We start from the raw sequence: 12572 nt of genomic DNA on the forward strand, positions 1-12572 counted from the left end.
TCAATGCATAGCGGTTCACCACTGAGGCACCGAGACACAGAGAACCAGCGATTCAAGTTCGCCCATACAAAATAGCGAGGAGCCTTTTTTTTCAAGTGCTGGTAATAAGGTAAATTTCCACGTCTCTGCGAACTCTGCGTCTCTGCGGTTAATATTCGTAGCTGAATATTCAAACACATGGTAGTTACGGAATAAAACCTCAGAGTCACAAAGCTCACAGAGACGCACAGAAACGATTAAGGTTAGAAAAAAGACGAACAATAGTAGCAGGCGAAGTCACAAGAAGCATCTATTTCCTGGCCCTGGAGAATGCTCGATCCTCAGTCATCATCTCCTTATGCAACTCTGGCGCATCTCTCCCACTCAATCTTCATTCCCTTGAAACATTAATAAAGCGTCACCCATATCTATCAAGCGAATGAATTCCGCGGCAAGACAAGATGCTTCATTCTTTGGTGTGAACCATGGACTACGACCCTGATCGCTGGTGCTCAGAGCATAAGGGCATTTTAATCCTAGCCTTGGCCGCGGTCCTCATGACCGCATGCTTTGCCTTTCCATTCTTAGACGGCATAATCCTGGGCAGCGTTTTTGCCTATGTGGGCCGGCCCATAAGGGATCGGTTCGGCAAGAGAAAAAAGCTCGGGTCGCTTGTTGCTGCCATCTGCGTCGTGGTCCCCATATTCCTGATGCTGGGCCTGGGAAGCCTTGAGGTGGCCACTCAGATAATAGCCCTGGCAAAGAACCAGGAGGCGCTCAGGTACTGGCTTGGATATCTCATGCAGCAGACGGCGACAGACCTTCCTTCCTGGGCCAGGGAGAGCCTGCTCTCCGGTCTGGAGAACGCCTTCGGCCTGATCGCCTCTCTGGCAGCATCTATTCCCATCCTCCAAATCGGCAGGATGGCCTCTTTGGGGATAATCAACTTTCTCATCTCCTTTCCCATCTGCTACTTCATCCTCCTGGATGGAGAGGGCTTTGTGGGATCGCTGATATCCCTCCTGCCAGACGGAGAGATGAGGGTTCTTGAGCGATACATCGATAGAATCGACCGAATTCTGAGCGGCATATTCATCGGCACCGTCTATACATCAATCGTGGGAAGCTTGATCGCAGCGGTGATATTCTTCCTCTTCGACATCCCCCGGCCCATAGCTTTGGCGAGCATCGTCTTTATCGCAGGCATGGTCCCGGTCCTCACCTCCTGGGCGGTCCTGGTCCCCCTGGCCGTCTACCGCTACTTCACCGTGGGCCTGGAGGGTGCTTTATTCTTCCTGGTCATCAGCTCCGCTCTCATCTATCTCCCCTCAGAGCTTTTCATAAGGCCCTATATCATCTCCACCAGATCCTCATTGCACCCATTGCTGGTAATGCTCTCCTTTTTTGGAGGGGCTCTGGTGGCAGGGATCGGCGGCTTTTTCCTCGCCCCGGCGGTCATAGGGGCGATCAGTGGGATCTATCAGGTGAGAAGGGAGGAGACGGCCTCAAGTGAGGCTTTGGAATGAGGTTTTATATCGAGACCTTCGGCTGCACATCGAACTTCGGGAATTCTCAGGATCTGGCAGAGGCCCTGAGGGAGATGGGCCATATCCCTTCCGGCCTGAAGGAGGCGGACATGGTGATAGTGAACACCTGTGCGGTCACCGAAAGGACGGAGAGAAAGATCCTCCGCCGGCTGCGGCAGCTGGAGGGCGAGAGGCTGGTCGTCGCCGGCTGCCTGGCGGCGGCAATACCCCAGTCGATTCAAACGCTCTGCTGCCGGGGGCGATTGGGACCTTTGAGTCAAGGAGATGCCGCCAGGATCGCTGGACTCTTTGATGGTTGGCTCATGCCTTCGCAGCATATGCAATCCGGGCAATTACAATCTCAGAATTTTCAATCTGAAGAAATGCTGCGCGAGAGGCATATTGCTGTTCATCTTCGCGAATCATCTCCCGGAGGAGAGAGCTGCGGCATTGTCAATGTGGCGGACGGCTGCAACGGCTCATGCAGCTATTGTATAGTCTCAAAAGCCAGGGGCAGGCTGAAGAGCCGCCCGGTTGAGGATGTGGTCCTTGCCGTGGAAAGGCTGGCACAGCTTGGCACAGCCGAGATCCAGATATCTGCTCAGGACACTGCCGCATTTGGATCTGATATTGGATCTGATCTGGCCGGGCTGCTGGAGACGCTGACTGAGATTCCAGGGGATTTTATGCTCAGGGTTGGAATGATGAATCCCGATAGCGCTCGGCTCATCCAGAATAGGCTTATTGAGGCATTTCAGAGCCCAAAGATCTACCGTTTCCTGCATATCCCCGTTCAGTCCGGCTCAGATGAAATCTTGCAGAGGATGGGACGCGTATACACCTCAGATGAGTTCTTCGAGCTTGTGAGCGCCTTTCGATTTGCCTATCCAGACATCTCCATAATAACTGATATTATCGTTGGCTTTCCCGGCGAGACGGATAAGGATTTTGAGGAGAGCATGAGCCTGATTGAGAGATTGCAGCCGGATAAGGTGAATATCACCAGATTCTCTCCTCGGCCTGGAACATCAGCCGCCAGTCTCTACGACATGCCGGACAGGATTAAGAAAGACCGCTCGAGGGAGATGACCCGATTATGGCTGGAGATCGCTGAGAGGAGGAATCGCCGTTATTTGGGGAAGGTATTGCATGCTCTTGTGACTGAGTGTGGGAGAGACAAGACCATGAAGGCCCGATCTGCCAATTATGCTGGCATTGTGATCCCCGGCGCGCTTGATCTGGGAAGATGGTGCCAGATAAAGATCATGGAAACCACTCCATATTATTTAAGTGGAATTCTCCAATTATGATTCATAGTCAACTATTTATTTAGGTTTTGCTGCGGAAAAGAGCCATGGTTGTTGCTCGCGATGCTATTTTTGCATTAATTTCCTCAGATCTGTGAGCCTGAATAAGTTGGAATTAACAGTATTCTTCCAGCGGCCGGGCACGGCTGCTTTTAGGCTCTTCGAGATTCGACCATCTCTTCAAGCCATAGGGTCTATAATCTTTATTATTTATAATTATTAACAAGCAAAAACCTTATTTATCTGAAAGACAAATCGGAAATGTGCAAAACTGCTGTTCTCTATGACGAATTAGAGTGGACAGCGGGCAGGTTCTTCGCGTCAAGTTTTCCCTGGGATAGGAGAAAAGTGCGCGAAATATTAGGCTTTGATTTAGGAGGTGTTGAAATTGGCTGGCAAAGAAGACAAGAAGTTGAAGACGACAGTATTTCAGGACGAGACCAGAATCTTTAATCCGCCAAAAGAGTTGGTAGAAAAGTCAATCGTGATGCAGTGGATGAAGAAGAAAGGGTTCAAGACTGAGAAGGAGATGCGTGCTTGGTGCTCCTCTGATGAGCATTACCTCGAGTTCTGGGACGAGATGGCAAAGACGTACGTTGACTGGCACAAGCCCTATACTAAGGTGATGGACGACTCGGAGATGCCCTACTTCCACTGGTTCACTGGAGGTGAGATCAACATCACATACAACGCCGTGGACAGGCACGCCAAGGGCGCAAAGAAGGACAAAGTTGCATACATATGGATACCAGAGCCGACAGACCAGCCAGTCCAGAAGATCACCTACGGCGACCTCTATAAGGAGGTCAATAAGTTCGCAAACGGCCTCAAGAGCCTCGGCTTGAAGAAGGGGGATCGGGTCAGCATCTACATGCCCATGATACCCCAGCTTCCCATCGCCATGCTCGCCTGCGCCAAGCTCGGCGTCATCCACAGCGTGGTTTTCTCCGGATTCAGCTCCAAAGGCCTGATGGACAGGGCTGCTGACTGCGGTTCCAGAGCCATCATCACCGTGGATGGATTCTACAGGCGCGGAAAGCCGGTGCCTCTGAAGCCGAACGCCGACGAGGCAGCTGGCGGCGCTCCGTCAGTTGAGAAGATTATCGTCTACAAGCGTGCGGGCGTTGACGTTTCCATGAAAGAGGGCAGGGACGTCTGGTGGCATGATCTGGTCAAGGGCCAGTCCGAAGAGTGTGAGCCGGTATGGGTTGACCCGGAGCACAGGCTGTATATCCTCTACACCTCCGGCACAACCGGCAAGCCCAAGGGTATCGAGCACGCAACGGGCGGAAACGCCGTCGGACCGGCTCAGACGCTTCACTGGGTCTTCGACTTGAAGGACGACGATGTCTGGTGGTGTACCGCCGATATTGGATGGGTCACCGGTCACTCCTACATCGTCTACGCTCCGCTCATTCTGGGCATGACCAGCCTCATGTACGAGGGCGCTGCAGACTATCCAGACTTCGGTAGGTGGTGGAAGAACATCCAGGACCACAAGGTCACCGTCCTTTACACTGCCCCCACGGCGGTAAGGATGTTCATGAAGCAGGGCGCAGAATGGCCTGCTAAATACGACCTCTCAAGCCTGAGGCTACTGGGATCCGTCGGCGAGCCGATCAATCCGGAGGCCTGGATGTGGTATCGTGAGCACATTGGACGAGGCGAGCTCCAGATCATGGACACCTGGTGGCAGACCGAGACCGGAACCTTCCTCAACTCTCCGCTGCCCATCACGCCACTGAAGCCCGGATCGTGCACATTCCCGCTCCCCGGATATGACATATCCATCCTGGATGAGGAAGGGAATGAGGTTCCTCTGGGATCCGGAGGCAACATAGTGGCATTGAAGCCCTATCCTTCGATGCTCAGGGCGTTCTGGGGCGACAAAGAGAGGTTCATGAAGGAGTACTGGCAGTTCTACTGGGATGTTCCCGGCCGCCGCGGCGTCTATCTCGCTGGAGACAAGGCGCAGAGGGACAAGGACGGCTACTTCTTCATCCAGGGCAGAATCGATGATGTTCTCAGCGTCGCAGGCCACAGGATAGCCAACGCCGAGGTCGAGTCTGCCCTGGTGGCTCACCCCAAGATAGCCGAGGCGGCAGTAGTTGGAAAGCCCGACGAGGTTAAGGGCGAGTCGATCGTCGCCTTCGTCATCCTGAGGGTCGGCAATGAACCGTCCCCTGAGCTGGCAAAGGATGCGATCGCTTTCGTCAGGAAGACCCTTGGGCCGGTGGCTGCGCCCACGGAGGTCCACTTCGTCAACGACCTCCCGAAGACGAGGAGCGGCAAGATAATGCGCCGTGTCGTCAAGGCGAGGGCCCTTGGAAACCCGGTTGGGGACATATCGACCCTGATGAATCCAGAAGCAGTGGATGGGATCCCCAAGATCGTCTGATGGGGATCCTATTTTTTTTATCAGATTAGCGGAGCTAAAGTCTTCTTTTTCCATCAAGTCTTGATTGATTGCTTTAACGTTCTCATCCATACAATATGGCAATTTCTAAAAGCCTAGTGTTTTGTTAATCACGTTAAATAATGATAATTATCAATCATAACGTTAAGTCACCTCGATAGATTTATAAATGAAAAAACAGGTTAATTATCGATCGCTACAATATTCCCAATGGCTCCTGCTGGCTGGGATTTTGGCCCTATTGCGATAATAAAAGGAATGCCAGATGGCTGCGTTGGGCTGGCTGCCTGGCATCAGGATAGATCAGGCGGAGAGTTGGGAAGACGTGGGGATTATAAAGGAGGCTGTAAATTTGGCTGAGGAAAAAGCAACTGCAAAGACATCAGTTTTACTGGAAGAGACAAGGATATTCGAGGCACCCAAGGATCTGGCAGAGAACTCCAACGTAATGAAGTGGATGAAAGAGAAAGGCTTCAAGACAGAGCGCGAGATGCGCCTCTGGTGCTCTGCCAACTACATCCAGTTCTGGGGAGAGATGGCCAAGACCTACGCAGATTGGTTTGAGCCCTGGTCCTCAACCCTAGAATGGAAGCCACCATATGCCAAATGGTTCGTGGGCGGCAAGTGCAATGTGACCCACAACTGCGTGGATAGGCATGCCCAGGGGGCCAAGAAAGATAAGGTGGCCTATATATTCGTGCCTGAACCTACCGATCAGCCCACTCAAAAGATCACTTATGCACAGCTGGAAAAGGAGGTCAATAAGTTCGCCAACGGCCTGAAGAGCCTGGGCGTGGTAAAGGGAGACAGAGTCATGTTATACATGCCCATGATCCCTCAACTGCCCATCGCCATGCTGGCCATAGCCAAGATCGGAGCCATTCACTGCATTGTATTCTCTGGATTTTCCTCTGGCGGCCTAAACAGCAGAATCATGGACGCCGAGGCCAAAGTGGTTATTACTGTGGATGGTTTCTACCGGCGCGGCAAGCCGCTGCCCCTCAAGCCAAATGTCGACGAAGCTACAGCTAATACCCCATCGGTGAAGAATGTAGTGGTGTGCAAGAGGACGGGCGTTGCCGTCCCCATGAAAGAGGGCAAAGATATTTGGTGGGACGACCTTGTGGCCGGAAAGTCCGACGCATGCGAGTGCGAGAAGATGGATTCAGAGGATCGCCTGTTCATCCTGTACACCTCTGGAACTACCGGTAAACCTAAGGGTATTGAGCATGTCCATGGCGGATACCAGGTGGGACCTGCTCAGACTCTGCACTGGGTCTTTGATGTTAAGGACAATGATGTATGGTGGTGCACAGCCGATATCGGATGGATTACCGGCCACAGCTACATTGTGTACGGGCCGCTCGTTCTTGGTGCAACCAGCATAATGTATGAGGGTTCTCCTGACTTCCCAGACCTGGGAAGGTGGTACAAGATAATTCAGGACAACAAGGTATCAGTCTTCTACACTGCTCCAACAGCAGTCAGGATGTTGATGAAGGCAGGAGATTCCTGGGCCAAGAAGTACGATGTTTCCAGCCTGAGGCTGCTCGGATCTGTGGGCGAGCCCATAAATCCCGAGGCCTGGATGTGGTATAGAAACACCTTTGGCGCTGGCAAGTTGCCGATTATGGACACCTGGTGGCAGACTGAGACCGGCACATTCCTGGTATCTCCCCTGCCTATAACTCCATTGAAGCCCGGCTCTGCGACATTCCCGCTCCCAGGATTCAATATCGATGTCCTGGACGAGGAAGCAAACCCGGTTCCTCTCGGCTCTGGAGGCAATATCGTCAGCAACACACCCTGGCCATCCATGCTCAGGGCCTTCTACAGAGATCCCGAAAGGTACCAGAAGGAGTACTGGTCCACCTACTGGGATATCAGGCCCGGCACATACCTGGCTGGCGACAAGGCAATGAAAGACAAGGACGGATACTTCTTCATCCAGGGCAGGATCGACGATGTGTTGAAGATTGCAGGACACAGGATCTCCAACGCCGAGGTGGAGTCGGCACTGGTATCTCACCCCAAGGTGGCGGAGGCTGCAGTTATCGGTAAGCCTGATGAGGTCAAGGGTGAGGTCATAGTTGCCTTCGTCATCCTAAGGACTGGACAGGAGGAGACTGAGGAGCTGAAGAAGGAACTGGCCAAGCATGTCCGCACAGTTTTGGGCCCAGTTGCTTATCCGGAGACGGTCTTATTCGTCAAGGATGTGCCCAAGACCAGATCCGGCAAGATCATGCGCCGCGTCATCAAGGCCAAGGCATTAGGAAAGCCCACCGGAGATCTGTCCGCTCTGGCCAACCCCGATGCAGTTGATGCCATCCCGCTCATCTGAGCGGGCATACTTTTTTATATCCTTTTTTTGTCATATTATTGTGCTGCTTACATCTAAGCATTTATTTTGGCATTCCTTTAGAAAAATATTTAAATTGATGCAAGGCAACTCAGTATTCTTGTGATAAATAATTACCATTAATTTAAGTGATGATTAATATCGCGATAACTTTATAAATGAGCAAGAAGTCTTCGATTCGAAGTTCATCGAGCTCCCTGCGACGCGCAAGATGTGCAATTAAGAGGAAAGTCGACCAGAAGAGACATTCTGAAGGTCTATAGAGTTCTCTTCAAAAACCAAGTCTGACAAAATCGGGAGCCGGGAACGCCAGATCGAGATTTGAAGGAGGTATGAAATTGGCTGAAACAGCAAAGACTGCTTCTCTGCAGGAAGAGACAAGGATTTTCAACACCCCTCAGGACATAATTGAGTATTCCAATGCATATCAGTGGATGAAGAAGAAGGGCTTCAAGACTGAGATGGAGATGCGCAAGTGGTGTTCTGATAATTATATTGAGTTTTGGGACGAGATGGCCAAGACCTATGCTGACTGGTCTGTGCCCTACACCAAGGTCCTGGATGACTCCGGCAAGCCCTACTACAAGTGGTTCACCGGCGGCAAGATCAATGTGGCCTACAATGCCGTGGACAGGCATGCCAAGGGGGCCAAGAAGGACAAGGTCGCCTACCACTTTATCGGCGAGCCCGTTGGAGATGCCAGGGATATCACCTACGGCCAGCTCTATATCGAGGTCAACAAGATGGCCAATGCCCTCAAGGGCGCTGGTGTAGTCAAGGGTGACAGAGTCGTCGCTTACCTCCCCATGATCCCAGAGCTGCCCATCACCATGCTGGCATGCGCCAAGATCGGAGCCATTCACACCATCGTCTTCTCTGGATTCTCCTCCGGCGGCCTGAACAGCAGGGTCAACGATGCTGAGGCCAAGGTTGTCGTCACCGCTGACGGCTTCTACAGGCGCGGCAAGCCACTGCCTCTCAAGCCCAATGTGGATGAGGCAATGAAGACTGCACCCTCCGTTCAGAAGGTAGTCGTCGTCAAGAGAACCGGGGTAGCAGTACCCATGACCGAGGGACGCGATGTCTATTATGATGATTTCGTGAAGGGCCAGTCCGAAGAGTGCGAGACCGTCATGCTCGATCCAGAAGACAGGCTGTTCATCCTCTACACCTCCGGCACAACCGGCAAGCCCAAGGGTATTGAGCACGCTCACGGCGGATATGCCGTCACACCCGCTCAGACAACCTCCTGGGTAATGGACGTCCACGATGATGACGTCTTCTGGTGCACTGCAGACTGCGGATGGATCACCGGCCACAGCTACGTGGTATACGGTCCCCTGTGCCTCGGCGCCTCAACCATTCTCTACGAAGGCTCTCCCGACTTCCCCGATCTGGGCCGCTGGTGGTCTATCATTGAGAAGTACGGTGTCACTGTATTCTACACCGCACCCACTGCCATCAGGATGTTCATGAAGACCGGCGAGGAATTCGTGAAGAAGTACAACCTGTCCAAGGTAAGGATCCTGGCCTCTGTGGGCGAGCCATTGAACCCAGAAGCCTACATGTGGTTCAGAAAGAACATCGGCTCTGACAGGGCACCAATCATCGACACCTGGTGGCAGACTGAGACCGGATGCCATGTCATCGCTCCTCTGGTCATGACACCCGAGAAGCCCGGCTCCGTGTGCTTCCCATTGCCCGGATTCAACACCGATATCTTTGACGAGGATGCCAACTCCGTGCCACTCGGTTACGGCGGCAACATCGTTCAGAAGACTCCCTGGCCAAGCATGCTCCGTGCCTTCTTCAGAGATGAAGTCAGGTACAAGAAGGAGTACTGGGATATGTACTGGCAGGTTAAGCCCGGCACATATCTGGCTGGAGACAAGGCCACCCGCGACAAGGATGGCTACTGGTGGATCCAGGGCAGAATCGATGATGTGCTGAAGGTTGCAGGACACAGAATCTCCAATGCTGAGGTCGAGTCCGCCGCCGTTTCTCACCCCAAGGTCGCTGAGGCAGCCGTCGTCGGCCAGCCTGATGAGGTCAAGGGCGAGAAGATCGTGGCCTTCGTCATACTCAGAGATGGCGTTGCTGAATCTCCCGAGCTCGCGAAAGAGATCTCCGTCCACGTCCGCAAGGTACTGGGCCCGGTCGCTTACCCGGACAAGGTCTACTTCGTGAAGGATGTCCCCAAGACCAGGTCCGGCAAGATCATGCGCCGTGTCATCAAGGCCAAGGCCCTGGGCAAGGAGACCGGAGACCTTTCTGCTCTGGCTAATCCCGAGTCAGTGGACAACATCCCGCGCATTGACCTGTAAGCGGGATATCACCCTCTTTTTTTTATTAATTCCAAGGATCATGCCAAATAGACGCAAAAATGAATGATTACAATTATGCTGCTGATTTGAAAGCCCAAAATTAAGGAATCGTGATAAACGGCTATATTTCCCGCCAGAGGCATTATCTGGGCAATACCATCGGCACTCCTGGACCATATGATTCCGATTTCTCCCAGCTTGCTGCGACAACAATGCTCATCCAACCATGACCTCCGAATAAACCAGGGATTCGACGCAATTGCAGATAGCCAATAGATTCGCTTTTCTCAATCAACAAGAATTTATTATGGGAAAAAACACCATAAATCTAGCTTAAAAGACCATTAAAGATAAAATAAGTCAAAAGAGAATATATCATCATAAATAGGATTCAACAAACTTATATCCTTGTAATGAAACTTAAATTAATTGTCTAAAAGGCATTACAGTGTCACAAACAATTAATCATAGGTGAATAAATCACATAAAGACAAATAATGCCTTTTAAAGCTCTAATATAGTAAGGCGATTTAAAATGGTTGATAATAAAACAGAAAATTCTGCTCAGAACCCTAATGGCGGCCTGTTCTATCCGCCTGAGGACCTTGTGGAGAGCTCCAATGTCATGGCCTGGATGAAGGAGAAGGGCATGAAGTCGGAGAAAGAGCTGAGAGCCTGGTGCTCTGAGAACTATGTCCAGTTCTGGGATGAGATGGCCAGGACCTATGCCGACTGGTTCGAGCCCTACAAGGATGTTGTGCAGTGGAAAGCCCCCTTTGCAAAATGGTTCACTGGCGGCAAGATCAATATCGCCCATAATGCCCTGGACAGGCACGCCAAATCATGGCGGCGGAACAAACTGGCCTACATCTTTGTGGGCGAGCCCGTGGGTGACGTGCGCAAGATAACCTACTACGAGCTTTACAGAGATGTCAATAGATTCGCCAATGCCCTCCAAAAGATGGGGGTCAAGAAGGGCGATCGGGTGGGAATATACCTGCCCATGATTCCCGAGCTGCCGGTGGCCATGCTCGCCTGCGCAAAGCTGGGCGCCATCCATGTGGTGGTCTTCTCAGGATTCTCCGCCGTAGCCGTCCGCGACCGCCTGGAGGATTGCCAGCCAAAGGTCCTGATCACCTGCGATGGCTCTTATCGCCGGGGGAAGCCCATCGCCACCAAGCCCCAGGCAGATGAGGCCATCGCCGGCCTTGAGTACATCGAGAAGGTGGTAGTGGTAAAGAGGAACGGCCAGGAGACCGCCATGCAGGAGGGAAGGGATGTCTGGTGGGACGATTTTGTGGCCGGCCAGCCGGCAACATTCGACACGCTGCCCATGGACTCCGCAGATCCTCTCTTCATCCTCTACACCGCCGGCGCCGGAGGCAAACCCAGAGGAATAGTTCATACCCATGCCGGAGCGAGCGTTGGCCCCGCTTTTACCTCCTCCTGGGTCTTCGATATCAAGGATACCGACGTCTACTGGTGCACAGCAGACATCGGATGGATCACCGGTCACAGCTACATCGCCTATGGACCGCTCTCTTTGGGAGCGACGAGCGTCATGTACGAGGGCTCACCCGACTACCCCGACTTTGGCCGCTGGTTCTCCATCATCGAGGAGTACGGGGTCAGTGTGATCTATACTGCCCCCACCGCCATCAGGATGTTCATGAATGAGGGGCCGAATTGGCCGCAGAAGTACGACCTCTCCACCGTCCGGCTGATGGGATCGGTGGGCGAAGCCATGAATCCCGACGCCTTCATCTGGTGGAGGAAGTATGTGGGCGGCGGGGCTGCTCCCATTATGGACACCTGGTTCCAGAGCGAGACCTGCTCTCAGGTAATAGCCCCCCTGCCCATAACCCCGCTCAAGCCCGGCTCACCCTCATTCCCCCTGCCCGGATATAATGTCCGGGTAGTGGATGAGAACGGCCAGCCATCAGCTGCTGGAGCCACAGGCGATATCATCATCACCGAGCCCTGGCCGTCCATGCTCAGGGAGATCTATCGGGATCCAGCCCAGTATAATGAGACCTACTGGTCCACTTTCCCGGGCAAATATTTCTCCGGAGATAAAGCCCGGGTGGATGAGGATGGCTACATCTGGGCCCTGGGACGGGGAGACGATGTCCTCAAGGTGGCGGGCCACCGCATCTCCAATGCAGAGGTGGAAGCCTCAGCCGAAAAGCACCCCGCAGTGAAAGCCGCTGCTGTGGTGGGCAAGCCAGACAAGGTTAAGGGCGAGAGCATTGTGGTCTATGCCGTCCTCAACCCCGGGATAGAGGGTGACGCCAACCTGCAGAAGGATATCAAGACCTTTGTACGCAAGACCCTGGGTCCGATTGCCATACCCTCGGATGTGGTATTTGTCGAGGATATCCCCAGGAACAAGGCAGGTAAGCCTGTGCGCCCCTTGATCAAAGCTCGGGCCCTTGGAGAGAAGATTGCCGACACGTCCTCTGTCGTCAATCCCAAGTCACTCGATATGATTCCGCTTCTCGGCTGAGCGGAATAACTTTTTCTTTTTGGCTCCTCGCTATTTAGTGTGGGTTCGTGCGCTAGTCACAAGAATTCGACATTTTTTCATGATCCTCTGTGCGCTCTGTGACTCTGAGGTTTTATTCAGTAACTACCATGTGTTTGAATATTCAGCTACGAATA

At 52.8% G+C, this 12572-nt stretch carries 6 protein-coding genes; all 6 read left to right on the top strand.

Translation table 11 applies throughout. The annotated features are described in order from the left end of the window. Nucleotides 1-464 precede the first annotated feature (464 nt). Complete coding sequence (locus BP822_RS07170; RefSeq protein ID WP_013718462.1) at nucleotides 465-1505, top strand: AI-2E family transporter; 1041 nt, start codon at nucleotides 465-467, stop codon at nucleotides 1503-1505. Then, complete coding sequence (locus BP822_RS07175) at nucleotides 1502-2815, top strand: tRNA (N(6)-L-threonylcarbamoyladenosine(37)-C(2))-methylthiotransferase (RefSeq protein ID WP_013718461.1); 1314 nt, start codon at nucleotides 1502-1504, stop codon at nucleotides 2813-2815. The genes BP822_RS07170 and BP822_RS07175 overlap by 4 nt, the downstream gene beginning before the upstream one ends. 376 nt (nucleotides 2816-3191) lie before the next feature. Beyond that, nucleotides 3192-5210, top strand: a complete 2019-nt coding sequence (gene acs / locus BP822_RS07180; RefSeq protein ID WP_276619502.1) for an acetate--CoA ligase — start codon at nucleotides 3192-3194, stop codon at nucleotides 5208-5210. Between the two features lie 370 nt (nucleotides 5211-5580). Further along, nucleotides 5581-7569, top strand: coding sequence for an acetate--CoA ligase (gene acs / locus BP822_RS07185; RefSeq protein WP_013718459.1), 1989 nt, complete (start codon nucleotides 5581-5583; stop codon nucleotides 7567-7569). 350 nt (nucleotides 7570-7919) lie between these two features. Further along, nucleotides 7920-9911, top strand: coding sequence for an acetate--CoA ligase (acs, locus tag BP822_RS07190; protein WP_048131716.1), 1992 nt, complete (start codon nucleotides 7920-7922; stop codon nucleotides 9909-9911). Between the two features lie 535 nt (nucleotides 9912-10446). Continuing rightward, nucleotides 10447-12417, top strand: a complete 1971-nt coding sequence (gene acs, locus BP822_RS07195) for an acetate--CoA ligase (RefSeq protein ID WP_013718457.1) — start codon at nucleotides 10447-10449, stop codon at nucleotides 12415-12417. Nucleotides 12418-12572: the final 155 nt, after the last annotated feature.

This window comes from Methanosaeta sp. UBA458 (assembly GCF_002496085.1).
GTDB classification, from domain to species: Archaea; Halobacteriota; Methanosarcinia; order Methanotrichales; family Methanotrichaceae; genus Methanothrix; species Methanothrix soehngenii.